This window comes from Simiduia aestuariiviva (assembly GCF_014192475.1).
GTDB classification, from domain to species: domain Bacteria; phylum Pseudomonadota; class Gammaproteobacteria; order Pseudomonadales; family Cellvibrionaceae; genus Simiduia; species Simiduia aestuariiviva.
Genome location: NZ_JACHXZ010000002.1, coordinates 277014 through 301064, shown reverse-complemented (window position 1 = coordinate 301064; position 24051 = coordinate 277014). Strand labels below are relative to the sequence as shown.

Here is a 24051-nt window from a genome sequence, read left to right as displayed (position 1 = left end):
ACAACATCCTCCCAGAGGACAGAATACGGCGCTGATTCGATTGTGCAAACATAAAAAAAACCGGCCAGTGGCCGGTTTTTCAAAGTCAAACTCAAACTTAGTTGAGCTTTTCTTTAATACGTGCAGCTTTACCTGCCAAATCGCGCAAGTAGTACAGCTTAGCTTGACGCACGTCACCGCGACGCTTAACGGCAACAGAGTCCACTAAGGGGCTATGCAGCTGGAAAGTACGCTCAACGCCAACACCGTAAGAAATCTTACGCACGGTGAACGCAGAGTTCAGACCGCGATTGCGCTTGCCAATCACAACGCCTTCAAAGGCCTGCAGACGGGTGCGATCGCCTTCTTTAACTTTTACCTGAACCACAACGGTATCACCGGGTGCAAACTCAGGAACCTCTTTCTTCAACTGTTCGTTTTCGAGGGCTTGAATAATCTTGTTAGTCATGTCTTTCTCCAAATTAACAAGTGTGTAGCTTCACAGCTAGAATGGAAAACCACTATTTATCGCGGTTTTCCGCCTCGAGGTCCCGACGAAAGTCCGTCAGCAGCCGTTGCTGCTCCTCGGTCAAGGTCTTGCCTTGCAACAAGTCTGGACGCCGCAATGCGGTGCGCCCTAGCGCTTGCTGTAACCGCCAACGGCGGATTCTTTCATGGTCTCCGGAGGCCAATACCGCCGGAACCGGTAATTCTTGCGCGCCGTCGGTATAAACCTCGGGCCGCGTAAAGTGCGGACAATCTAACAAACCATCCGTAAAACTGTCTTGCTCAGCGGATTGCCGATGCCCCAGGACACCTGGAATAAGGCGCGCAATGGCATCGATCATCACCATCGCCCCCAATTCGCCGCCACTGAGCACATAGTCGCCAATGGACCACTCACTATCGACCTCAAGGTCGATAAAACGCTCATCTACGCCTTCGTAGCGCCCCGCCACCAATACCAGATTGCGTGGCGCTGCGGCAAATGATTGCGCAGCCGCTTGATCGAAACGCCGCCCTTGAGGCGAAAGGTAAATTACCTCGCACTCACCGGCCCAAGCCTTCGCTGCCTGCACCGCATCCCTTAGGGGCTGCACCAGCATAACCATGCCCGGTCCACCGCCGTAGGGGCGCGCATCCACCGTCTGGTGTCGATCGCTGGTGAACTCGCGAGGATTCCAACAGCGAACCTCTACCAACCCCTGCTTCACCGCCCGACTGCTGACACCAAACTGGGTTACAGCGTCGAACATCTCAGGGAAAAGCGTCACTAGCGCGATGCGCCTTGGCTTTTTAGCCCCAGACTCGGACTCTACGGGGTTGGCCACGTTAGAAATCCGGGTCCCAATCGACCCACATCGTGCCAGCCACCAAATCTATTTTTGTCACAAACTGCTCTGGTACGTAAGGCACCAAGCGCTCGCGATCATCGAGGCTGCCGTCACAAGGTTTGATCACCAATACATCGTTGGCGCCCGTTTCTAGCAAGTGGCTAACCTGGCCCAGCAGGATGTCGCCACCCTCAAATACGCTGATAACCGTTAAGCCTTCTAGCTGGTGCCAATAATATTCATCGGCAGCCAAAGCGGGCAGCTGGTCTCGCTCGATACTGACGCTCACCTTGGTAAGGGTTTCCGCCAACGTGCGATCGTCAATACCTTTAAAATGCGCAATAAAACCTTTGCCGTGAGGTTGAAATTCATCCACCTCCATCGCCTTCACGCCGTGCTTGGTTTTTAACCACCAGGGTGAATAACGGGCAATGTTTTCCGGCGGCTCGGTATCAGAGTGAACTTTCACCCACCCTTTAATACCGAACACCGAGGTAATACGACCAACATCGATTAAATTTGACCGGTTTTGGGTCATTGTCGGCCGCACCTCAGTCCTAGCTATTAAGCAGCTGACGCTTCTTTCAGCAGTGAAGCAACGCGATCGCTCAGCTGTGCACCTTGACCAACCCAGTGCTCAATGCGCTCCTTGTTGATGCGCAGGCGCTCTTCCTGGCCACGGGCCGATGGATTAAAGAAACCCACGCGCTCCAAGTAACGACCATCACGGGAGTTACGGCTGTTGGTTACGGTCAAGTGGTAAAACGGGCGCTTCTTAGAGCCACCGCGAGATAAACGAATGCTTACCATGTAAGTCTTCTTCCTGTTGTTAAATTTGTGCCAGCGTTATGCCTGCACCACTACATCTAGCAAGATTGCAGACACAGGCCTGCGAAAGGCGCGGTATTCTAGGGTAAAAAATGAAGCCTGTATAGGCATTACAACCCTGAAATACCGCTGAAACCCGCCATTTGACCGGCTTCTATGGAAAATCCAGTAATTTTTATGGGGAATCTAGCGAAATCCACCCGGTGGCAGGCCACCCATACCGCCAGGCATCATTCCACCTAGGCCGCGCATCATTTTGTTCATACCGCCGCCCTTCATCTTCTTCATCATCTTGGACATTTGCTTATGCTGCTTAAGCAAGCGATTCAGATCCTGAATATCAGTACCGGAACCAAGGGTGATGCGGCGCTTACGCGATCCGTTCAATAGCTCTGGATTGCGACGCTCTGCGGGTGTCATGGAGCTGATGATGGCGTCCATCTGCTTGAATTGCTTAGACATATCGGCCTGCTGGGCCATCTGGGCGACGTTGCCCATACCGGGCAGCTTTTCCAGCATGGAGCCCAAGCCGCCCATATTCTGCATTTGTTGCAGCTGATCACGAAGATCTTCTAGGTCAAAACCCTTGCCTTTAGCCACCTTTTTAACCAGCTTTTCAGCTTTGGCTTTATCAATGGTCTGCTCGGCCTGCTCGATCAGCGACATCAAGTCGCCCATACCCAATATGCGCGACGCTATGCGATCTGGGTGGAAGGGCTCGAGTGCATCTACCTTTTCACCGACGCCCAAGAACTTGATGGGCTTGCCGGTCACCTCACGCACTGAAAGTGCTGCACCGCCCCGAGCATCACCATCGGCCTTGGTTAAGATCACGCCGGTGAGCGGCAGCGCCTCGTTAAAGGCCCGCGCGGTATTGACGGCATCTTGGCCAATCATCGCGTCGATAACAAACAGGGTTTCAACCGGGTTAATGGCGCTGTGCAAGCCTTGAATCTCGCCCATGAGTGCGTCATCGATGTGCAGGCGGCCCGCGGTATCGACAATCACCACATCACAAAACTGTTTCTTGGCGTGTGTTATTGCCGCCTGCGCAATATCGATAGGTTTCTGATCGCTGCTCGATGGGAAGAATTCGACGCCCACTTCTTCAGCCAAGGTCTCCAACTGTTTGATCGCGGCTGGGCGATAAATGTCGGCGCTGACCACCAGTACTTTCTTCTTTTCGCGCTCCTTAAGAAAACGCGATAATTTGGCGACTGACGTTGTTTTACCGGCACCCTGCAAGCCTGCCATAAGCACCACTGCTGGCGGCTGCTGAGCCAGATTTAAAGATTCATTAGCCTGCCCCATCAACTCCACGAGCTCGGCTTGGACAATTTTCAAAAATTGCTGGCCAGGATTTAGGGCGCGCGCCACTTCCACACCAACCGCACGCTTGCGCACTTTTTCGACAAACGATTTGACCACAGGCAAGGCCACATCGGCCTCGAGCAGCGCCTTACGCACTTCCCTCAAGGTGTCTTTAATGTTGTCGTCAGTCAGGCGCGCCTTGCCGGTAATGGCGCGCAGCGATTTTGAAAGTCGTTCCGTTAAATTATCAAACATCGTGCAAATTCTTCAGTTCGCTAAGGATCGTCGACCCATGAGCCGACGTTGAAAAGGCGGGCAGTATAGCCCAAGCGCCATGCCGGCCCAAGTCATCCAACACTTAAATCGATGGACTGACGAAATCTTCAATTTCTGCCGCCGCTATGACACACTGCGGCAGTCTTAGGTGGGTGACACTGCATGTTAAACGGAATTCTTATGTACGCTCTGGCCATGAACCTCGCCGCGGTTGCCGTCTACATTGCGGCGAGCGGCTACCTCATCAACTTATTGCGCGGACGCCAGCCCCTAGATGGCCCCTGGGTTCACGCATTGGCACTGACAGCCGTTGCCTTCCACTGGTCTGGACTTTATCCCCTATTATTTGGCGCCGACGGTGTAAATTTCAGCTTTTTCGCCACCGCGAGTCTCGTCTGTGCAGCCATAAACAGTTTGCTCCTGCTCTCCGGTCTCCGCAAACCGGTCCACACCCTTTATTTGTTACTCATGCCCTTGTCGGCTGCAAGCATTCTTATGCTGCTGATTTTCCACAACCACGCACACTTTACCCCGCTAGGTGATGGACTGGCGGTACACGTAGTGCTCAGCTTGCTGGCCTATAGCCTGTTGACCATTGCCACGGCGCAAGCACTGATACTGGCGTTTCAGACCCACCAGCTAAAAAACCACCAAACGGGCGGCGCGGTGCGCATTTTACCCCCCCTGCAGACCATGGAAGCCTTGTTATTTGACGTGCTATGGCTCGGCTTCGCACTGCTCACCGCTGCGCTGGCATCTGGCTTCGTCTTTGTAGAGGATTTACTGGGTCAGCACTTAGCTCACAAAACAGTTTTTTCTATTTTGGCGTGGCTCATTTACGCCAGCCTTCTCGCTGGACGCCATTTTTTGGGATGGCGAGGACACACGGCGGTACGATTCACACTGGGCGGTTTCGCTGCGCTAATGCTCGCTTATTTTGGCAGCAAATTTGTACTGGAACTGGTATTGGGCATCAACAGCTGAGTCAGCATTTGCCTTGAGCCGGCATCTGCTGCAAGATATGCGCTTTATAGATCTAGGGATCACCCTTTCTTGAACGACATACCCCTTAGCCTGCTATTTTCAAGCTTGGCTGGACTCATATTACTTTCGGCATTTTTCTCATCTTCCGAAACCGGAATGATGTCACTCAACCGTTATCGCCTCAAACACTTGGTGAACAAAAAGCATCGCGGCGCCCTGCGCGCAGCCGAATTGCTGGCTCGACCCGATCGGCTTATCGGCGTGATTCTCATCGGCAATAACCTAGTGAATGCCGCAGCAGCCACCATCGCTACGCTGATCGCCACTCGCCTCCTCGGTGACATTGGCCTAGCGCTGGCCCCTGTAGCCCTGACCCTACTGCTTTTAGTATTCGCTGAAGTGACACCGAAAACGGTAGCGGCGCTGCACCCGGAACGCATAGCCTTCCCTGCCAGTTTTCTGCTGAAACCGCTGCTGATCCTTTTTTACCCCATCGTCATACTCGTAAACGTGGTGTCCAACGCCCTGGCTCGCCTACTCGGCGTGAATCCTGAAGCTCACAACACCAATGAGCATCTTCACCCCGATGAGCTGCGAACAGTAGTTGATGAGGCTGGCGACCTAATACCCGACCAGCATCAGGGCATGCTGCTAAACGTGTTGGATCTCGGCAAAGCCACGGTTGAAGACATCATGGTGCCACGCAACGATGTGGTTGGCCTGAACTTGGAAGACGACATTCCCACCCTGTTGCGACAAATTCGCACCAGTGAATACACGCGACTACCCGTTTACGAAGGCGACATCAACAATGTGGTGGGCACGTTGCACCTACGCAACGCTGCGCGCTTTATCTTTGGTGATGACAGCACAATTACCCATGCCGATATCCGTCGTTTTTGTCGCAAGCCCTATTTCGTGCCGGAATCCACACCACTACACACGCAGCTCCTGCACTACCAAAAAGAAAAGCGCCGCATGGCCTTCGTCGTTGACGAGTACGGCGACGTACAGGGGATCATCACCCTCGAGGACTTACTTGAAGAAATTGTAGGAGACTTCACCACCAATCGAGCGGAAGAGCTGGGTGAGGAAATATCTGACGTGGGTGATGGCTGGTTTATTATCGATGGCAGCACCTCGCTGCGCGATGTCAATCGCGAGCTGGAATGGGACCTCCCCACCGACGAAGCAAAAACGATCAATGGTCTACTCGTCGACACCTTTCAAGGCGTTCCTGAATGCGCCATGAGTTTGACCCTGCGCAACTACAGGTTTGAGATTATGCAAACCTCTAGCAAGATGATCGAACGGGTTAAAGCGACACGACTCCCCGAGCTAGACGACTAAGCAAAGGGATTGTCTTCTTTGGCCCGCTCGCGGGCCGCTAAAACCACGATGCGCTGCTCCTCGGGCAACATACGCGACCAGCGACTAATTTCATCGGCCGTACGATAGCAACCCACGCACACATCGGCGTCATTGAGCGCACAGATTGAGGTACAGGGCGACTTTACCCGCACAGGACGACGCTCACTCACAACTCAACCTCAGTCAGACCGTCCCGATATCGAGCGGCGTGATTGACGTAAACGTCCGCATTAAGCGTAAGCATCGCGACCGCCTCTGCGTCCAGCGAGCGAATCACTTTTGCAGGGCTGCCTACCACCAAACTGTTGTCGGGGACTTCCATGCGCTCTGTGATCAATGCGTTGGCACCCACGATGCAGTTACGCCCAATGCGGGCATGGTTGAGCACCACCGCACCGATGCCAATCAGCGTATTATCGCCCACCTGACAACCGTGTAGCATGGCGCTGTGGCCCACCGTCACATTGCTACCCAGCAGCAGCGGAATACCCGGGTCTGTGTGTAAAACCGCGCCATCCTGTACATTGCTGCGCTCGCCAATCTGAATCAGCGCATTATCGGCCCTGATGACGGCGTTAAACCACACACTACTGTGCGACAGCAGGCGCACCTGGCCAACCAGCGTCGCATTGGCAGCCACAAAATGGCCTTCACCAGTAAGCTCAGGCGCGTATTCACCCAATTGATAAGCCGTCATTCCGCCCTCGCTAAATCTCAATTAAATGGCTGTTAAAAACGCCGCACTGGCGCGCTTGGGTGAGCTTTTACAATTCCTGCGTCCAAGGTTTTATTCAGCAAATCAACCAACACGCCAGCAGTGAAGCCCCAAATTTCATATTCATCAAATTGATATGCTGGCGCCCACTGCTCTCGGCCATCGCGCTCAAACACATCCGTACGCAATCGGTTATCCGCTAGGAAAAATGACACAGGCACTGTAAATACGGCATCTAGCTCACCTGGGTTGGGCGCAAGCGAAAGGCCAGGTTCTATTAACCCAACCACCGGCTGAACGCGAATACCACCGCGCGCGTAGCGTGAGCGCCAACTGCCCAACACCTGAACCGATGACGGCGCCAAGCCAACCTCTTCGTGCGCCTCGCGCAATGCGGTATCGGCAAGCGTTTCATCACCGGGCTCCCACCAACCGCCTGGAAATGACACCTCCCCAGAATGGCGTGTCATGTTAGCGGAGCGCAGCGTCAACAACACCTGCGGCTCTTCTTCACGGGTGAGCGCTATCAATACCGCAGCCTGGCGCGGATGGGTTTCAGGCAGATCCAAACTGTAAGAAAACTGATCGAGCAGAGCGGAAAGCTTGCGTAACATAAGACTACCTCAGCCCGCATTATAGCCGGAATGCTTTAGCTGTGAAGGCGCCCTAAAAATGTCTTTCTGGTAAACTCTTGCTTTTGCGTAATCGAGTAGCCCCATGCAACTGCCCAATTTTGACACGCTTCGCGACCTTGCGGAGCAGCAACCGGAGGAACTCGAAGCCTTGCGACAGCGACATATAGCTGCGCTTATCACGCGCTCCAACCCAGCCTCGCAAAGACGGCTAAAGGGCCTGCAATTTCAAATCGACGGCCTGAGACAGCGGCATCGCCATCCACTGGCTGCGTGCATTAAAATCTCGTCACTAATGAAACAATCTGCGCGTGACTTGCTGGCTGAACTGCACGCTTCATCGGCGCCCCATCGCGCTTCAAAATCCGCCGCAATAGTGCCTTTTAACACCAGGAAATAGCCCATGAAATTTTGCAGTCAGTGCGGTGAAGGTGTGACCTTGGCGATTCCCGAAGGCGACAATCGCGAGCGCCACGTATGCAATGCATGCAGCACTATTCACTACCAGAACCCGCGCATCATTACCGGCACACTACCCGTCTACGACGATCAAATCTTATTGTGCAAACGCGCCATCGAACCAAGGCATGGCCTGTGGACACTGCCAGCGGGGTTTATGGAGAATGGGGAAACCACAGAGCAAGGTGCGATACGGGAAACCTGGGAGGAAGCCAGCGCCAATGTAAATGACCTAGCACTTTATTCAATATTCAACTTGCCACAAATCAACCAAGTCTATTTTTTTTATCGCGCGCAATTGAGTGACTTAAGCTTTGGCCCTGGCGAAGAATCTCTGGAAGTTGAATTGTTTAACGAAGACGCAATTCCATGGGATCAGCTGGCATTCCCCGTCATTACGCGCACCCTACAACACTATTTAAGCGATCGAAAATCAGGTGAATTTCCCGTGCGCACTGAGGACATCATTCGCAAACGCTAGTTAAACCAGCACACAGAATTACAAAAGCGTCTCAACATCCACCAGCTTTATCAGGTCGAAGGCTGGCTCTTCATAGGGGTGCGCACCACGCAGCGCGGCAATGACGGCGCCGGCACAACGCTCAGACACCAACATTTCCACGCGACACTCGGGCACCCTTTCCAGCGTATCTATTGCGCCAATATAAGGTTGGGCGCCCGCCCGCGGCCGAAACTGCCCATGCCCTTCTACCTGCCAACAACAGGCCTCGTAGTCACCCTGCTCGCCAGCACCGGCAGCAAAAACTGCCGTTTTAACAGCTTCCACGTGACTATTCGGTACGTACACACACAGTTTAAACATGGGCATCACTCCAGGGGCTTTGCGCTCAAGAATCTACCGCTATCGACATTCAATCGAAGTAAAATTTGCAGCCACAATTGTGCCGTTTATGTAGAACTACCTGGCAGGCTAACCTACGACTTCTTGGTAAGCCCAAGCAAGCCAAGGCATCAACGCTTCAATATCGGCGACTTCTATTGTCGCACCGCACCAAATCCGCAACCCGGGTGGCGCGTCACGATAGGCGCCAATATCATAAGCGACGCCCTCTTCTTCCAATAGATCAGCAATTGCAGAGACTTGCGCAGGTGTTGCATCTAAGGTTAAGCACACACTGGTGGAGGAACGGAGGCTGGGCGATTCTGCTAAAAAGTGAATCCATGGCGTTTTTTCGACGAACGCCTCGATCGCAGCTAAATTGTTTGAGCAACGCTGGATACCCGCCATCTGACCACCGATTCCCTCAAGCCATTTCAACGCATCAAGATAATCAGCTACACACAGCATCGACGGCGTATTTATGGTCTCGCCCCGGAAAATACCGTCGATGAGTTTGCCACCCTTGGTCATCCGGAAAATTTTGGGCAACGGCCAGGAAGGCGTATAACTTTCCAACCGGGCCACCGCGCGAGGGCTCAAAATCAACATGCCATGCGCGCCCTCCCCACCCAGTACTTTTTGCCAGCTGAAGGTCACCACATCCAGCTTTTCCCAAGGCAATTCCATAGCAAATACAGCGGAAGTCGCATCGCAAATGGTTAGGCCCTCACGATCATCAGCGATCCAGTCACCATTGGGCACCCGCACCCCGGAGGTAGTCCCATTCCATGTAAATACGATATCGCGCGTGCAATCGACCTGCGATAAATCGGGCAACTTGCCATACTCAGCTGTATGGCTAGTGACCTCTGTCAGCTTTAACTGCTGAGTAATATCATCTAGCCATCCTTTCCCGAACGACTCCCAGTAAATCACCTCGACAGGGCGCGCGCCCAACATTGACCAGAGCGCCATTTCCACAGCGCCCGTATCGGAAGCCGGCACAATGCCCACCCGATAACCCTTGGGCAATTGCAACAATTCAGCCGTTTGAAGACACGCTTGAGCCAACACATCACGACCCAATGCCGATCTGTGTGAGCGCCCCTGAGTCTCCACACTGAGGGCAGACAAGTCATAGCCAGGCCGCTTACTGCAGGGGCCAGAAGAAAAGTTTGGATTCTGAGGTTTTACGTCTGGTCGCATTAATGGCACTCAAATTGTCTGCGTATGGGGTTCTATTGCACAAAACTCTAAAAAGTGCGCGAATTATGCCAGCTGCCCTAGATTTTACCAGTGCCATCTACCACATAAGTGACCGAAAGACTGTGGCTAGCACCAGCTACCAGGGTGCGACTGTCTCGACCGCAATTGGCCGTCTCAACACACACCATACGCTGATAATCTTGGGCGAGAAAATGACTAAGACGCCTGGACTTTTCAATCCACGGATTCCAAATGACGGCACTGCCACTGCCCTCAGTAATTAACTCCACCCGACAAACCGGAGACTCTACCGCTAGCGGGCGCCGCGGGTAGTAAATGCGATCGACCTCGGCATCGAATTTAAGCTGATCCATAAGCGCTCGCTGATCGCCTGAAGCTTGTGGTAAAAGACTGTCGTCATACTGCACACCGGCCAACCCCGATACTTGCGCGAGGTTAATGTCCGCAATATTAAAATACGCGTGCAGAGCCTGTGAAAAATTAAAGTCGCTAACGCCATTGTTCGTTGTCGTCAGTCGCAACAAAAGCTCAGCGCCCACATCGATTTGCAATTGCAACTCAACGCCAGTGGGGATATGAGGTGTATTAAGCTCCGGCAACTGCAACACCAGCGTGACGCCATCCACGCGCCGACTAACGGATTGCAGCGTCCACATAGCGTCGCGGGCAAGCCCGTGAGCAGGCGCGGCAGTATCGCTAGGGTGTGCACCAAACCACGGCCAACACAAGGGGATGCCACCGCGAATCGCTTTGCCCGGCTCGTAGGGTTCTGCCTCACTCACCCAGAATACCTCGGGCCCCTGCGCAGGTTGGAAATGGGTAACTTGCGCCCCCTGCAGACACACTCTTGCCGCAGCACAGGGGTGATTTACGACGACGAATCGAAGACCATTATCATGATCTTCGTAATTAACACCTTCCGGCAACGCCAATTCCATTGGGCTTCCTCAATACAGCAACGTGTACAACTGCCTTTGATAGCGCACAGCCAAAGGGTCACCTTTGCCCAAGGCCGCGAGGATATCCTGAAAGGTTTTTTTAACCGCACCATCGCCTGCATTTAGATCCTTGCGCAGCAACGCCATTAGCAACATCAGCGCCTCTTCACGGTGGTCGTTCTCAGCTAACGCCACCGCCAACTGCTGCGCCAACTCGATATTCTCTGGTTGCTCTGCATATGCAGCTTCTAATGCGACCACCTCTGGAGCCTTACCGGCTTCGCGCTTGAGCGTGAGCTTTGCACTCGCCTGTTGCCAGTCTGATTGCCGATCCTGTAGCGCCACCGTATTGAGCAACGCCTCGGCCTCATCCAGCCGGCCCGAATCCACCAAGGTTTCGGCCAATAGCGTCGACACGCGATAGTCGCCACCTGCATCAAGTGCGCTGCGCAATAACAATTGCGCTTCTTGGCATTGCGCAGAATCACCGCTCGCCAAAAGGGCCTGTGCACGCTGGAAATCTTCAAGCCATTGCGCTGGCAAATACTTGTTTAGCAAGTCGCGAACAGCCTGTTCGGATTGCGCACCAACCAAGCCGTCAACGGGCTGCCCCTTATCCATCAATATCAAGGTCGGCAGACTGCGGACTCCTAACTGCCCAGCAATAGCGCCGAGCTCATCGGCATTCGCCTTCGCCAGTAAAAAGCGACCACCAAATTCTTCGGCAAGCTTTTCCAACAGCGGCATTAGCACTTTGCAGGGCTCACACCAATCGGCCCAGAAATACACCAAAACTGGCCGCTCCATTGAGGCTTCAATGAGCACCTGCTGTGCGTTTTGCATCGTCACTTCGACGATGGCTTCCTGCTTATTCAACATATTCACGCGTAACTCTTTGCTTTCAACATTAGGGCTGACGATAAAGCGCAAGCTTTACCTGTGTTAGATACGATTTAATATCAGATTGATTTTTTGGACCTAAGCGCCACATCCATTTATGCAGTGCCGGCGCCTTTTCGAGTGAGGGCTCGACATACTTATACATCACTGGGCGCGCTTGGATATCGGCATTTAACGGCGCGACAGGAACTGATTGAAGCTGGCGCAGTGCCTGCATAACGCGATCATCAAAATTACCGCCCTTCCCTAATTCGCCATAGGCCTTTTCCAACAGAGGCTGCCAAAGTCGATAGTAGGCCACCAATATTTCAGGCTCAATTTTAGTAAACGCAGCCACCAATGGCGTCGCTCGACTATAATTTTCTGGGCTAATCTGTGCCAATTCTTTAGTGCCATTTATTGCAAAAGGCGCCATTTCGTATGCTATAGGTAAATGCTTGGTCGACAGCGTGCCGTCGGCGATTTGATCAATAAGAATCACCCATTTCCTCAATAGCTCCTCACTCACCATCCACTGAATCAATGTCGGCGAGACGTTATTGAGAACTGCCACTATTACCTCATGGCTAGCGTCAATGCTGACCGCGGCCGGTATCAGTTTAGGCTTGGAAGATCTATCCAATGCCTCTGCAGGCACCGGTGATTGCGTTGGTGGTTCGGGCTGTATTTCGCGCTCAACCTTCACCGGGGCAACCGGGACGGTAACCGCAGGCTGGAGATCCGGCTCATCGCGCAACAAGACGTAACCTATTGCTGCCAATAAACAAACGCCGACCACCCACAAAACGCTTTGACGACCACTCATGTTGTTTGCCTTTAAAACGCCAATAGAAGAAACCTAAACTACCACATTTTCAAGCACACCAACCATGGCCGCCAGCGGCGAAGCAATAAAAAACGGGGGCTGTGCCCCCGCTTGCTCTAGCCTGTAAATACCCGCGCATTGCGGAACATGCGCATCCATGGCGAATCCTCGCCCCACTCTTTTGGGTGCCACGAATTTGATACTGTACGAAATACACGCTCAGGATGCGGCATCATAATTGTTGCTCGACCGTCCACACTTGTAACCGCCGTGATACCTAGGGGTGAGCCGTTGGGGTTGGCCGGATAGACTTCAGATGGCGCCAATTGATTGTCGATGTAACGAACCGCCACCAGCTCCCTATTCAGCAAATTGCCGGGCGCATCGCTATGTGAAAATTCTGCGCGCCCCTCTCCGTGTGCAACGGCAACTGGCATGTGCGAACCTTGCATCCCCTGAAAAAATACTGAGGGGCTCGCCTGAATCTGCACTAAACTAAAGCGCGCCTCAAATTGTTCGGATTCATTGCGCACGAATCGCGGCCAGTCATCTGCCCCAGGAATCAATGACTTAAGGTTTGACATCATCTGGCAGCCATTGCAAACACCCAACGAAAAAGTGTCGTTGCGATGGAAAAATTGCTGGAACATCTCCCGAGCACGATCATTAAACAGAATCGACTTTGCCCAACCCTCGCCAGCGCCCAAGACGTCACCATAGGAAAAGCCACCGCACGCAGCCAGACCCTGCATGTCTGCCAAATCAATACGCCCACTTAGAATGTCGCTCATGTGAACATCAACAGCTGAGAAACCAGCACGGTCAAATGCCGCAGCCATTTCCACATGGCCGTTAACACCCTGCTCACGCAAGATTGCAACCCTGGGCTTAACCCCAGTAGCAATAAAGGGGGCGGCAACATCCTCGCTCAGATCAAAACTGAGCTTGGCGCTCAACCCCGGATCTTGCGACATCAACTGAGCAAATTCCTGCTCAGCGCAGGCCGGATTGTCCCGCAGCGACTGCATTTGGAAACTCGTTTCGCTCCACAGACTGTGTAAATACGCGCGCGGCTGCTCAAATAACCATGGCCCCGTGCCCGATCTCAGTCGAATTTGGTCATCATCGTTGAGCTTTCCAATAAAGTGCACAGCATCCGTCAAACCCGCCGCCTCGAAGCGGGCTATTACCGCTGCGGCATCATCTGAGCGAACTTGCAGCACAGCGCCCAACTCTTCGTTAAACAACGCCGCCAGCGCAGGCCCGCCTAAACTGTCAAGTTGAACATCTACTCCCGTGTTGCCGGCAAAGGCCATTTCAACCAAAGTCGCGAACAAGCCGCCATCACTCCGATCGTGATAGGCCAACACAATGTCATCGGCCAGCAGCGATTGCATCACATTAAAAAATGCTTTGAGCAGTTCGGGTGCATCTAGGTCGGCGGGCTGTTCACCCAACTCATTGAAAACCTGTGCCAATATCGAGCCGCCTAAACGGTTTTTGCCGACACCCAAGTCCACCAACAGCAAATCGCTGTCACCACACTGCGTATTAAACTCTGGGGTTACGGTTTGGCGTACATCCAATACCGGCGCAAACGCTGTGATCACCAACGATAACGGCGCGGTAACTGACTTGTCTTCCCCATCTTCTTGCCACGCGGTGCGCATTGACATTGAGTCTTTGCCCACCGGAATAGTAATGCCTAGGGCTGGGCACAACTCCATGCCCACTGCCTCTACGGTTCGATAAAGCTTTTCATCTTCGCCAGTATGCCCCGCTGCACACATCCAGTTGGCAGACAAGTTAATCTGAGACAGGCTTGCGATGCGCGTGGCGGCGATATTCGTAATGGCCTCGCCGACGGCCAACCGACCTGAGGCAGGACCATCAAGCAACGCCACTGGCGTGCGCTCACCCATGCTCATGGCTTCTCCGGCATAGGTGTCGTAGCTACTGGTAGTGACTGCGCAATCTGCCACGGGCACCTGCCATGGCCCAACCAATTGGTCACGGGCTACCAAACCTGTGACACTGCGGTCACCGATGGTAATTAAAAACTTTTTACTCGCCACCGCTGGATGCTTTAACACCCGTTCAGCGGCGTCATAGATATCGATGTTTTGACTATTAAACGCTCGCGTAACCGGCGCATGGGCCATAGCCTCGCGATGCATTTTAGGTGGCTTGCCAAACAATACAGACATAGGCAGGTCGACTGGGTTCGCATCGAACACGGTGTCTTTGACACGCAAGTGTTTCGCATCGGTGGCCTCACCCACTACCGCATAAGGCGCGCGCTCGCGGGCGCAAATCGCTTCAAATTGCGGCAAATCTTGTGGGTTAATGGCGAGCACATACCGCTCTTGCGATTCATTACACCAAATTTCTAGTGGGCTCATACCCGGCTCGTCGTTGGGCACTTTGCGCAGCTCAAATTCGCCCCCACAACCGCCATCTTTTACCAACTCAGGAAAAGCGTTCGACAAACCGCCAGCGCCCACGTCGTGAATAAAAGCGATTGGGTTTTGCGCACCTAACTGCCAGCAGCGATCGATAACTTCTTGACAGCGGCGTTCAATTTCTGGATTTTGACGCTGTACGGAAGCGAAATCTAAATCTTCGCTAGAAGTGCCAGAGGTCACTGAGGAAGCTGCTCCGCCCCCCAAACCGATAAGCATTGCTGGGCCACCCAGTACGACCAATTTAGTGCCCGCAGTAAACGGCGGCTTATCGACATGATCGTCTCGAATGTTACCGTAGCCACCCGCCAACATGATCGGCTTGTGGTAGCCGCGACGCTCGCCATCGAAGTTTTCTTCGAAGGTTCGAAAGTAGCCGCAAATATTGGGGCGGCCAAATTCATTATTAAACGCAGCGCCACCAATCGGCCCCTCGAGCATAATATCCAATGCGGTAACAATGCGGCTCGGCTTTCCGTAATCCTGTTCCCAGGGCTGAATAAATTCTGGGATCTGTAAGTTCGACACAGTAAAACCGGTCAACCCAACCTTGGGTTTTGAACCTCGACCGGTTGCACCCTCATCGCGTATTTCACCGCCTGCGCCCGTGCCCGCACCAGGAAAAGGAGCAATTGCTGTGGGATGATTGTGCGTTTCAACCTTCATTAAGATATGAATATCTTCCTGATTGAAACCGTACACCTGCGTCGCTGGATCTGGATAAAAGCGTCCAGCCTTGTGCCCCACCATCACCGCGGCGTTATCAGCATAGGCGCTGAGTACATTTTCACCGCCCTGCTCGTAGGTGTTTTTGATCATGCTGAAAAGCGAACGGTCTTGTTCAACGCCATCCAGGCTCCAGCTCGCATTGAATATTTTGTGGCGGCAATGCTCGGAGTTGGCCTGTGCGAACATCATCAATTCAACATCCACTGGATTGCGCTCTAACTCTGTAAAACTTGTCACCAAGTAATCTATTTCGTCATCCGCCAATGCCAAACCCAAAGCGGAATTGGCTTCCACCAACGCAGCGCGACCGCCCGATAAAATATCGATGTGTGTTTCACGCTTAGGCTCATGGTGCGCAAACAGCGCACGGGCCTCCGAAAGATCTGTAAATAATTGCTCGACCATCCGATCGTGCAACAGGCTATGGACGTCGGCTCGCTCACCATCAGCGACACTGCCGGTAAGGTAATAGGCGGTGCCCCGCTCAATCCGCTTAATCTGAGTCAGACCCGCGTTGTGGGCGATATCCGTCGCCTTTGAGGACCATGGTGAAATAGTGCCGATACGCGGCACTGCCAGCACCAACTCACCGGTAATGGCTGCAGCCTCCATTGATGGGCCGTAGGTGAGCAGTTGCTGAAGCGTTGTCTCTGCCCGACTATCGAGCGCCTCGGTCACCTCTACAAAGTGAACAAATTCAGTTTGTAGACCGGAGATGCCGGGCGCCACCGTCTGCAAGCTGGCTAAAAGACGACGTGATCGGAATTCTGAAATGGCTGGGGCACCGCGGAGGGTCAGCATAGGGGGCAAATACCTTGAGCTAAAGCGATGAGCGTTGCAGAGTGACAGCCAGTGTGGCTGACCAGACCGAAAGAGCTTACGTTTTCAGGCGTTTTCGCCGTCAACAACCCCTTAAACTCACCTGTTTTGGAAAGGCGGCAATTGTACTCGATATTGTCGCTCTGAACAGCCCAATTACCCTGCTTTACCAGCCCGCGCCGGCACGCCTGTACCACTTAAATACCTTTTTACTCAGGGCTTGCACCGGCTACTAGGTGAGCTGTACGTGCCTACATGTTTTTTACGGCTTTAAAGGCAATCTGTATAAGCCAAGTGATTGATATTCCGGAATAAAATGTTGATTTAAACGCCATAGGGCGAAATCACTACTATAGTTAACTAAGCAAAACAAGCTATCGGTTATCAAATTGGGCCGTTAAAATCGCCCACAATTTGATCAAGGCCGTAAAATACGCCTAGGAGCAATAATGCGTTCGACCCTGTCACATTTTGCACAACAGCTTATTAAGGCAACCTGCCTCATAGGTCTGTTTGCTGCCTGTGCACTGCTGGTCGATAGCCGTCCACCCACTAAATTGGAGCAAATCCAAGCTGATGGCGTCCTACGCGTGGCTTCAATCAACGGCCCAGAAACCTATTACGAAGATCCAGACGGCAATTTAACGGGTTTTGAATACAGCCTAGCGGCCGCTTTCGCAGACTATCTGGGCGTCAGCCTAGAAATTGTACCTACCCATAATTTTGGCGAAATATTAGACTTGGTGAAGACAGGTAAAACTGTCGATATGGCCGCTGCAGGCATGATCGTCACCAAGCGGCGCCAGCAATCTGTCAGCTTTTCAGACCCCTACCTCGAAATTAGCCAGCTGCTAATCTACCGCAACGGTACCGGCCGGCCCACCGAACTCGAATCCCTGTTTGGCCGGAAGATCATGGTGATGGAGGACTCCTCCGAAGCTGAGCGGCTGTCGCAAATCAGCGCACAATACCCACAACTTGAATGGTCGGCCTCGGCAGATTACAACAGCATGGATCTAATCGAGCAGGTGCACGTGGGTGAAATCGACTTCGCCCTCGTTAAATCTACCGCCTACGCCATCAGCCAATCAGTCTATCCGCGTGCACGCATTGCTTATACCTTCCCAGAAAAGCAACCATTGGCATGGGCATTTCAGCAAAGCAATGACGAAAGCTTAAAAGCGGCGGCAAACCGATTTTTAACATCCTATAAAGCCGATAACCGACTCGCCAATCTCGAAGCCACTCACTTCCACCAGGAACCCGCTTTTAATGCCGGTGGCGCACTGGCCTTCACCAATCGCATTAGAACACGACTACCAAAATGGGAAACTTTGCTGAAAGAAACTGCAGCGAATTACGAATTTGATTGGTTAATGTTGGCCGCCATCAGCTACCAAGAGTCTCACTGGAACCCCCGCGCCCGCTCCTACACCGGCGTGCGAGGTCTAATGATGCTCACTCGCACCACGGCCCATGAACTGGGTATCGAAAACCGACTGGACCCCGTACAAAGCGTAGAAGGCGGCACCCGCTACCTCTCAAAAATCATGACCCGACTCCCGAAAGGCATCCAAGGCCAAGATCGCCTCTGGATGGCTCTGGCCGCATATAACGTGGGTTTCGGGCATTTAATGGACGCTAGGCGCCTCGCTCGAAAACACGGTAAAAATCCAAACAGCTGGGATGATATTGCTGAAATACTGCCTCTGTTAGCGCAACGCAAGCACTACAAAAACACCCGCCACGGTTATGCCCGAGGTTGGGAGCCCGTCAATTATGTCAATAACATACGCCAATTCCACACCATTCTGGCTTGGCACAAACAAGTGGAACAGCGCCGGCTGGCCATGGCTGAAACTACCATCCTGTCTGCCAACGAACACACCACAGAATCAGATCTGCGCTCCAGCCTCTAAAGCCCCCACCTTAGGTTCAATAATTCCAACCTCCGCTTTGATAGATGCTTATTTATCGAACTGAGCTACCTTTGCTATAAACGCAGCTAAACCCGCAAACCTGCACAGCTAAGGACACCCTTATGACACAGTTGCCCACGGCAGAACAAATGGACGCTTGGTGGATGCCCTTCACCGCCAATCGCGCCTTCAAAGCCTCCCCCCGTTTTTATACCGCCGCCGAAGGCATGTACATGACTATGGGTGACGGTCGCAAAGTATTAGACACCAATGCCGGACTATGGTGCTGCAACGCCGGACACGGCCGCAAAGAAATCGCCGATGCGGTGCACGCGCAGCTGCTAGAGATGGATTACGGCAACCCCTTCAGCTATGGGCACGCCAAGGGCTTTGAACTCGCCAACCGGCTAGTGGAAGACGTGGCCCCCAAGGGTTTAAATCGCGTATTTTTCACTAACTCTGGTTCCGAGTCAGTAGACACCGCGTTAAAAATCGCCAGGCAGTATTGGCGCCTCAAAGGCCAAGGTACTAAAACGGCATTCGTCGCACGCGTAAAGGCCTATCATGGGGTCAACTGGGGCGGTGTATCGCTTGCAGGCCTGACAGGCAACCGAAAGAGCTTTGGTCAAGGCTTAGAAGCCGATTTCCTACGCCACACGCTGTTACCTGAAAATGCCTTTAGTCGCGGCCTACCCGCTAAAGGTGCTGAACTGGCCGATGAGTTAAATGACATCATCGCCATGCGCGATGCAAGCAATATTGCCGCCGTCATCGTTGAACCAGTAGCCGGCGCCGGCGGCGTCATCGTCCCTCCGGAAGGATACCTACAAAAATTGCGAGCGATTTGTGATCAACACAATATCTTGTTGATTTTTGATGAAGTCATTGCCGCCTACGGCCGCACCGGTGCGGCCACCATGGCCGACAAGGTGGGGGTAATCCCCGATATGATTACCACTGCCAAGGGCCTTACTAACGGGGCAGTCCCAATGGGTGCGGTGTTCTGCAAACAAGAAATTTACGACACCTTCGTCAATACCGGCGAAATGTCTGCAGTACCTGAATTCCTTCACGGTTATACCTATTCAGCGCACCCCATTGCCTGTGCCGCCGCACTTGCCACACTGGATATCTACAAAAGTGAACAGCTGTTTAAACGATGCGACGAAATCGCCCCCTATTGGGAGGCGGGCATCCACTCGCTCAAAGGCATTAAGGGCGTTAAAGATATCCGCAACTTTGGCCTGCTTGCTGGCATTGATTTACCGCCCGGTGTCGCTGGAAAAGTCGCGGCTAAAACCCTAGATAAGGGGGTCACCGTTCGACCTGCCGGCGATACTATCGTAATGTCACCGCCACTGATCATTGAGCAGTCACATATCGATACCATAGTGAATGTACTGCAGGATACGATTCCTGAAGTCGATTAATCGACGGGATGATTCACATTAAAAAAGGCAGCCTAGGCTGCCTTTTTTAATGCACGTTACAATCTAATAATTTCTAATTGTTCCTAATTATTCGCGGGATCGTTGAAATAGTCGCGCGCCAATTTAATCACTACGCCAGACAAGGCCAACACCGCGATCAAATTCGGAATTGCCATCAATCCGTTTAATGTGTCGGCAAGCAACCAAACAAAATCCAATTTCATCATTGCTCCCACAGGGACTGCGCAGATAAATAAAATGCGATACGGCCAAACAAAGCGTTCACCCAGTAAAAATTGAGCACAGCGCTCTCCGTAGTAACTCCAGCCAAGCACAGTAGTGAAAGCAAACAAAACTAAACCAATGGTGATTATCCACTGTCCCCCGGGAATCGCAGAACTAAAGGCTGCAATAGATAAGCCCGCGCCTTCGGCATCGCCTTGCCACACACCCGAAGCCACAATGGCCAAGCCGGTAATGGAACAAACGAGAATTGTGTCAATAAATGTTCCAAGCATCGCAATGACACCCTGCCGAACAGGACTGTTTGTTTGCGCCGCGGCATGCGCTATAGGCGCACTGCCCAAGCCCGCTTCATTGGAGAATACACCGCGCGCAACACCAAACTGAATGGTCATCAACAAGGTTACACCCGCTGCACCACCCAATGCGGCTTGCGGGTTAAAGGCACTTTCAACAACCAAAAAGAACGCGGCCGGCAGTTGATCAATGTGATAAATGAGCACGAAAAGTCCAGCGAGGACATAGGTGACGGCCATAAATGGCACCAATTTGCCGGCCACATCACCAATGCGCTTGATACCGCCCACCAATACAGCTGCCACCAAAATAAACAATACACCGCCAGTGATTGCTGGAGCTAAACCCATGGACTCTTCAACCGCTGAGGCAATGGAATTCACCTGCACCGTATTGCCAATGCCAAATGCCGCAAGCGCGCCAAAGAACGCAAAGAGCATTCCCAGCCACGCCCAACGTTTACCAAGTCCATTTTTAATGTAATACATGGGGCCGCCCACACGCTTGCCCTGGGCATCCACTTCTCGAAAGTGCACGGCCAGCGTGGCTTCGGAAAACTTGGTGGCCATGCCAAATAGCGCACTGCACCACATCCAAAACAACGCGCCGGGGCCGCCAATACCAATAGCGGTGGCGACGCCCACAATGTTGCCAGTACCGATAGTCGCAGCAAGCGCCGTCATCAACGCATTAAAAGGACTGATATCTCCGTCCTTACTGCTAGCGCTGGGCTTAAATAGCTGTGTAAAGCCGTAGCGAATTTTACGCAAAGGCAGCGCTTTTAAGCGCGTCATCATGTAGAGGCCCGTACCCAGCAGCAAGGCCAACATGACCTTACCCCACACAAAGCCGTTAACGAGGGTTACCATTTCTTGCAGCACGAGATTCTCACTTAAAATTATTGTTAGAAGGCTGCCACGCATACGCGCAGCGATAATGTAATAGACGAACTAAAAGACAAATTCCTGACGTTGTGGAAATACGCCAAACAGACCACCGGTGTGCACAAACAGAATGTCGTCGACGTCCTGCCAAGCGCCACGCTGCAGCTCCTGCAACATGCCATAAAACGCCTTGCCTGTGTACACTGGGTCCAACAGCAGGCCCTCTGTGCGAGCCAGCAATTTAATTGTTTCGAATACATCCTGGTCAGCTCGCGCATAGCCCGGCCCCACGTATTGACCAAGCGTGTGCACATTGAGCTGATCAAGTTGAAGATTGGCAGCCGAGCAATTTTTAAGCGCAAGCTCCGCATATTGGGCCTGCCAGCTCGACCAATCTTCATGAACCTTACGATTAAACCAGGCCTCGTCATCACAGACTGCAATACCTGTAACCGGCGCATTCAAACCACACAACGCCGCCCCCAGTGTAAGCCCAGCCTGAGTACCACCAGAGCCTGTAGCACACACTATGCGAGACGGCTGAATACCTTGTGCACGCAATTGTGCGCCAAGTTCTTCTGCGCACGCGATATAGCCCCACAGCCCAGTGCCATTACTACCACCGGTCGGTATCCCATAGGCTTTATTGCCTTGTTGGCGATAATGGTTCGACCAATGCTCGAAGTATCCAGTCAGATTCGCTTCAAAACTATGGCTGGGATAAAAGCTCACCTGCGCACCGGCCAAGTGATCCAGCAATAGATTCCCATCGGCCTGATCCGGTTCGTCACCCCGCAAGATCAGGTGACAACCCATCCCCTCTTGCGCTGCCAACAATGCGGTAGCGCGCGCGTGATTGGATTGCACACCACCGCAGGTGATCAATGTGTCAGCACCTTGTGCCTGAGCTTCCGCCACCAAAAATTCCAGCTTCCGAATTTTATTGCCAGAAAGGTGACAGCCAGTGAGGTCATCACGTTTCACCCAAATACGGGCGCGCAATCCCAGTGTGGCCTTTAAACGATTCAGCGGCTGCAACGGCGTAGGGGTGAGCGCATAGTGATTGCGCTGAGGGTAGACCGGAGGATGGGGTTGATTTGACATCAATTCACGACCCAAAAAGAATTCAGGCTGCGCGCGGCAGCCTGAATGATGATTAGATGGACTTGATAGTTCCCTTCGGTAGCACCGCGTGCACGGCGACCTTTTGGAATTTGAGCTCGATGTTGTTACCGGTTTCAAGCACGATGTAGTTTTCGTCCACTTTAACGATTTTACCTAGCATTCCGCTACTCAAAACCACTTCATCGCCTTTGTTCAAACTACCCACTAATTCAGTGTGCTCTTTCTGACGCTTGCGCTGAGGCCGAATGATGAACAAATACATGAACAAAAACAGCCCGCCAAACATCAGCAGGGTAACCATTGGATTGGCTTCGGTTTGTGCGGTTTGCGCCTGGGCCATGGCTTCAGGAATAAAAAATGACATTTAAAACCTCAGAAAAGAAAAATTCTAAGGCGGCAACTCTACAGTGTTTGCAGATTACTGGCAATTGGGCTCCAAGGAGCCCGACAGACTAGTTGTAATCTCGGAACAATTTGCGAAATGTCGACGGTGACAAGCCGGTCCAGCGCTTAAATGCATTGGTAAAGCTAGTGCGGTCAGAAAAATCCAAAGCGGTTGAAATTTGATCAATACTGGAGTTTTCGTCTACCAAGAATCCAATTGCATAATGAAAACGAACCTGATCGCGCATCATCGCGAAATTGATGTCCGCTTGCTGTAATCGACGCTGCAAGGTGCGCTTGGAAATACTTAATTCGTCTGCAATATCGTCAATGGCGAGCGAATCCTGACCTACGCGGCGCTGAAGGGCATCCATCACGCGACCCGGTATGCCGAATACGGCAGGTAATTTTGCTATTTCTATGTATTCTGCGAGCGAGCGAATACCGCTGACGGCAAAGCCCTCTTGAGAGCGGAGTATCTTCTCTGGTGAGGCGTGTAAATGAACCATGCGGGCGACTCCTTCTGCCAACAATGCCAATGTTTCCTTGTCTTCATCAGCTAGTTGGTTCTGCCCACAGTCCTCGGGGCACTTCAGTACAAACACCAACGCCGCTGACGCGTTGACCAGCGGCGCAAGTAAATAACGCCCCGGACCCGCATGAGTATACGCCAGAGACATTAGCTTGTCGCAATTTTCCCCGAAGATGTCTAACAGTTCCGGCTCTTTCAGGCACAAAAGTGCCTGCTGCTGTGGTCCAAAGCTCTCTTCTACCACCTCAACGGCTTGTGCTTCCATACCTTCTTCGTAGTAATACCTTACACATCGGCCTAAAGCACGATGATAAAAATAAGCCCGATGCGCACCCAACATGGTGCTGCCCGCAGCGAGGTAAGACCACAACTGGGACTGAAAACCACCCATGGGTGAAGTAGACAAACGCAAAAGCACGCGCAGGCGTCCCAGCAGCGTTTTAAGATCGTAATCGACCCAAAATGCCTGCGATGCCTGTGCAACAGAAACGTTGGAAGCAGTGATTGAGATGGTGCAATCCCCCAAGGAAGACAAACGTTAGAACGGAGCTTTAATGCCCTCTATAAGAAGCCACCTAACTTATTTCTAATATCTATTTATCACCAGAACCAGTGGCGACAGCCTGT

General features: G+C 52.6%; 24 protein-coding genes. 6 read left to right on the top strand and 18 right to left on the bottom strand.

Features of this window, described 5'->3' with window-relative positions:
• Nucleotides 1-97 precede the first annotated feature (97 nt).
• The 5 genes from rplS to ffh all read right to left on the bottom strand — a co-directional run bounded on the left by rplS (nt 98) and on the right by ffh (nt 3707).
• Nucleotides 98-448 carry a 50S ribosomal protein L19 gene (rplS, locus tag FHS30_RS06950; protein WP_183909739.1) on the bottom strand — a complete coding sequence of 117 codons (351 nt, stop codon included), beginning with the start codon at nt 446-448 and terminating at the stop codon, nt 98-100.
• 52 nt (nt 449-500) lie between these two features.
• A complete protein-coding gene (gene trmD / locus FHS30_RS06945; RefSeq protein ID WP_343048935.1) occupies nt 501-1310 on the bottom strand; it encodes a tRNA (guanosine(37)-N1)-methyltransferase TrmD in 810 nt (269 codons plus the stop codon).
• A gap of 1 nt (nt 1311) precedes the next feature.
• On the bottom strand, nt 1312-1851 hold the full coding sequence (gene rimM, locus FHS30_RS06940; RefSeq protein ID WP_183909738.1) for a ribosome maturation factor RimM: 540 nt from the start codon (nt 1849-1851) through the stop codon (nt 1312-1314).
• Between the two features lie 26 nt (nt 1852-1877).
• Complete coding sequence (rpsP, locus tag FHS30_RS06935) at nt 1878-2123, bottom strand: 30S ribosomal protein S16 (protein WP_183909737.1); 246 nt, start codon at nt 2121-2123, stop codon at nt 1878-1880.
• Between the two features lie 204 nt (nt 2124-2327).
• Nucleotides 2328-3707 (bottom strand): signal recognition particle protein, encoded by a 1380-nt coding sequence (gene ffh / locus FHS30_RS06930; protein ID WP_183909736.1) that lies wholly within the window; start codon nt 3705-3707, stop codon nt 2328-2330.
• Nucleotides 3708-3890: 183 nt separating this feature from the next.
• Between ffh and FHS30_RS06925 the strand changes: the two genes are divergently transcribed.
• Both FHS30_RS06925 and FHS30_RS06920 read left to right on the top strand, forming a co-directional pair.
• Complete coding sequence (locus FHS30_RS06925) at nt 3891-4712, top strand: cytochrome C assembly family protein (protein WP_246341213.1); 822 nt, start codon at nt 3891-3893, stop codon at nt 4710-4712.
• A 69-nt stretch (nt 4713-4781) separates the two neighbouring features.
• Nucleotides 4782-6062 carry an HlyC/CorC family transporter gene (locus FHS30_RS06920; RefSeq protein WP_183909735.1) on the top strand — a complete coding sequence of 427 codons (1281 nt, stop codon included), beginning with the start codon at nt 4782-4784 and terminating at the stop codon, nt 6060-6062.
• Here the strand turns inward: FHS30_RS06920 and FHS30_RS06915 are convergent.
• The 3 genes from FHS30_RS06915 to FHS30_RS06905 are packed head-to-tail and all read right to left on the bottom strand — an operon-like array spanning nt 6059 to nt 7412.
• A complete protein-coding gene (locus tag FHS30_RS06915; protein WP_183909734.1) occupies nt 6059-6253 on the bottom strand; it encodes a DUF1289 domain-containing protein in 195 nt (64 codons plus the stop codon). The two genes, FHS30_RS06920 and FHS30_RS06915, sit on opposite strands and share 4 nt — an antisense overlap.
• A complete protein-coding gene (locus FHS30_RS06910) occupies nt 6250-6780 on the bottom strand; it encodes a gamma carbonic anhydrase family protein (protein WP_183909733.1) in 531 nt (176 codons plus the stop codon). Before FHS30_RS06910 ends, FHS30_RS06915 begins: the two co-directional genes overlap by 4 nt.
• Before the next feature lie 32 nt (nt 6781-6812).
• Nucleotides 6813-7412, bottom strand: a complete 600-nt coding sequence (locus FHS30_RS06905) for an NUDIX hydrolase (RefSeq protein WP_246341212.1) — start codon at nt 7410-7412, stop codon at nt 6813-6815.
• A gap of 103 nt (nt 7413-7515) precedes the next feature.
• Here FHS30_RS06905 and FHS30_RS17440 point away from each other — a divergent pair, with 103 nt between their 5' ends.
• The gene (locus FHS30_RS17440; protein ID WP_183909732.1) at nt 7516-7830 is read left to right on the top strand and encodes a DUF3135 domain-containing protein; all 315 of its coding nucleotides are present in this window, start codon (nt 7516-7518) and stop codon (nt 7828-7830) included.
• A 3-nt stretch (nt 7831-7833) separates the two neighbouring features.
• Nucleotides 7834-8370 (top strand): NUDIX hydrolase, encoded by a 537-nt coding sequence (locus FHS30_RS06895; RefSeq protein ID WP_183909731.1) that lies wholly within the window; start codon nt 7834-7836, stop codon nt 8368-8370.
• 18 nt (nt 8371-8388) lie between these two features.
• On the opposite strand, the gene FHS30_RS06890 is transcribed toward FHS30_RS06895, so the two are convergent.
• The 6 genes from FHS30_RS06890 to purL form a co-directional block, all read right to left on the bottom strand.
• A complete protein-coding gene (locus tag FHS30_RS06890; protein WP_183909730.1) occupies nt 8389-8712 on the bottom strand; it encodes a YqfO family protein in 324 nt (107 codons plus the stop codon).
• Nucleotides 8713-8820: 108 nt separating this feature from the next.
• The gene (locus tag FHS30_RS06885; protein WP_183909729.1) at nt 8821-9936 is read right to left on the bottom strand and encodes a phosphoserine transaminase; all 1116 of its coding nucleotides are present in this window, start codon (nt 9934-9936) and stop codon (nt 8821-8823) included.
• 77 nt (nt 9937-10013) lie between these two features.
• Nucleotides 10014-10895 carry a D-hexose-6-phosphate mutarotase gene (locus FHS30_RS06880; RefSeq protein WP_183909728.1) on the bottom strand — a complete coding sequence of 294 codons (882 nt, stop codon included), beginning with the start codon at nt 10893-10895 and terminating at the stop codon, nt 10014-10016.
• A 9-nt stretch (nt 10896-10904) separates the two neighbouring features.
• On the bottom strand, nt 10905-11774 hold the full coding sequence (locus FHS30_RS06875) for a tetratricopeptide repeat protein (protein WP_183910252.1): 870 nt from the start codon (nt 11772-11774) through the stop codon (nt 10905-10907).
• 28 nt (nt 11775-11802) lie between these two features.
• Complete coding sequence (locus FHS30_RS06870) at nt 11803-12600, bottom strand: DUF3014 domain-containing protein (RefSeq protein ID WP_183909727.1); 798 nt, start codon at nt 12598-12600, stop codon at nt 11803-11805.
• A 116-nt stretch (nt 12601-12716) separates the two neighbouring features.
• On the bottom strand, nt 12717-16592 hold the full coding sequence (purL, locus tag FHS30_RS06865; RefSeq protein ID WP_183909726.1) for a phosphoribosylformylglycinamidine synthase: 3876 nt from the start codon (nt 16590-16592) through the stop codon (nt 12717-12719).
• 467 nt (nt 16593-17059) lie between these two features.
• Between purL and mltF the strand changes: the two genes are divergently transcribed.
• Together mltF and aptA are read left to right on the top strand one after the other, a co-directional pair.
• A complete protein-coding gene (gene mltF, locus FHS30_RS06860) occupies nt 17060-18529 on the top strand; it encodes a membrane-bound lytic murein transglycosylase MltF (protein ID WP_183909725.1) in 1470 nt (489 codons plus the stop codon).
• Nucleotides 18530-18651: 122 nt separating this feature from the next.
• A complete protein-coding gene (gene aptA, locus FHS30_RS06855) occupies nt 18652-19959 on the top strand; it encodes an omega-aminotransferase AptA (RefSeq protein WP_183909724.1) in 1308 nt (435 codons plus the stop codon).
• An 83-nt stretch (nt 19960-20042) separates the two neighbouring features.
• Here the strand turns inward: aptA and FHS30_RS06850 are convergent, their stop codons facing one another.
• The 4 genes from FHS30_RS06850 to FHS30_RS17135 all read right to left on the bottom strand — a co-directional run bounded on the left by FHS30_RS06850 (nt 20043) and on the right by FHS30_RS17135 (nt 23950).
• Nucleotides 20043-21368, bottom strand: a complete 1326-nt coding sequence (locus FHS30_RS06850) for an alanine/glycine:cation symporter family protein (protein ID WP_484592901.1) — start codon at nt 21366-21368, stop codon at nt 20043-20045.
• A gap of 81 nt (nt 21369-21449) precedes the next feature.
• Complete coding sequence (locus FHS30_RS06845) at nt 21450-22487, bottom strand: D-cysteine desulfhydrase family protein (protein ID WP_183909722.1); 1038 nt, start codon at nt 22485-22487, stop codon at nt 21450-21452.
• A 52-nt stretch (nt 22488-22539) separates the two neighbouring features.
• Nucleotides 22540-22872 (bottom strand): preprotein translocase subunit YajC, encoded by a 333-nt coding sequence (gene yajC, locus FHS30_RS06840; protein WP_183909721.1) that lies wholly within the window; start codon nt 22870-22872, stop codon nt 22540-22542.
• Nucleotides 22873-22960: 88 nt separating this feature from the next.
• Nucleotides 22961-23950 (bottom strand): helix-turn-helix domain-containing protein, encoded by a 990-nt coding sequence (locus tag FHS30_RS17135; RefSeq protein ID WP_246341211.1) that lies wholly within the window; start codon nt 23948-23950, stop codon nt 22961-22963.
• Between the last annotated feature and the right edge of the window lie 101 nt (nt 23951-24051).

Excerpts from the sequence above, each read along its gene's own strand:
- rplS (WP_183909739.1), bottom strand. The coding sequence starts at position 448 with ATGACTAACAAGATTATTCAAGCCCTCGAAAACGAACAGTTGAAGAAA.
- rimM (WP_183909738.1), bottom strand. The coding sequence starts at position 1,851 with ATGACCCAAAACCGGTCAAATTTAATCGATGTTGGTCGTATTACCTCG.
- rpsP (WP_183909737.1), bottom strand. The coding sequence starts at position 2,123 with ATGGTAAGCATTCGTTTATCTCGCGGTGGCTCTAAGAAGCGCCCGTTT.
- ffh (WP_183909736.1), bottom strand. The coding sequence starts at position 3,707 with ATGTTTGATAATTTAACGGAACGACTTTCAAAATCGCTGCGCGCCATT.
- FHS30_RS06925 (WP_246341213.1), top strand. The coding sequence starts at position 3,891 with ATGTTAAACGGAATTCTTATGTACGCTCTGGCCATGAACCTCGCCGCG.
- FHS30_RS06910 (WP_183909733.1), bottom strand. The coding sequence starts at position 6,780 with ATGACGGCTTATCAATTGGGTGAATACGCGCCTGAGCTTACTGGTGAA.
- FHS30_RS06905 (WP_246341212.1), bottom strand. The coding sequence starts at position 7,412 with ATGTTACGCAAGCTTTCCGCTCTGCTCGATCAGTTTTCTTACAGTTTG.
- FHS30_RS17440 (WP_183909732.1), top strand. The coding sequence starts at position 7,516 with ATGCAACTGCCCAATTTTGACACGCTTCGCGACCTTGCGGAGCAGCAA.
- FHS30_RS06895 (WP_183909731.1), top strand. The coding sequence starts at position 7,834 with ATGAAATTTTGCAGTCAGTGCGGTGAAGGTGTGACCTTGGCGATTCCC.
- FHS30_RS06890 (WP_183909730.1), bottom strand. The coding sequence starts at position 8,712 with ATGTTTAAACTGTGTGTGTACGTACCGAATAGTCACGTGGAAGCTGTT.
- FHS30_RS06885 (WP_183909729.1), bottom strand. The coding sequence starts at position 9,936 with ATGCGACCAGACGTAAAACCTCAGAATCCAAACTTTTCTTCTGGCCCC.
- FHS30_RS06880 (WP_183909728.1), bottom strand. The coding sequence starts at position 10,895 with ATGGAATTGGCGTTGCCGGAAGGTGTTAATTACGAAGATCATGATAAT.
- FHS30_RS06875 (WP_183910252.1), bottom strand. The coding sequence starts at position 11,774 with ATGTTGAATAAGCAGGAAGCCATCGTCGAAGTGACGATGCAAAACGCA.
- FHS30_RS06870 (WP_183909727.1), bottom strand. The coding sequence starts at position 12,600 with ATGAGTGGTCGTCAAAGCGTTTTGTGGGTGGTCGGCGTTTGTTTATTG.
- purL (WP_183909726.1), bottom strand. The coding sequence starts at position 16,592 with ATGCTGACCCTCCGCGGTGCCCCAGCCATTTCAGAATTCCGATCACGT.
- mltF (WP_183909725.1), top strand. The coding sequence starts at position 17,060 with ATGCGTTCGACCCTGTCACATTTTGCACAACAGCTTATTAAGGCAACC.
- aptA (WP_183909724.1), top strand. The coding sequence starts at position 18,652 with ATGACACAGTTGCCCACGGCAGAACAAATGGACGCTTGGTGGATGCCC.
- FHS30_RS06850 (WP_484592901.1), bottom strand. The coding sequence starts at position 21,368 with ATGGTAACCCTCGTTAACGGCTTTGTGTGGGGTAAGGTCATGTTGGCC.
- FHS30_RS06845 (WP_183909722.1), bottom strand. The coding sequence starts at position 22,487 with ATGTCAAATCAACCCCATCCTCCGGTCTACCCTCAGCGCAATCACTAT.
- yajC (WP_183909721.1), bottom strand. The coding sequence starts at position 22,872 with ATGTCATTTTTTATTCCTGAAGCCATGGCCCAGGCGCAAACCGCACAA.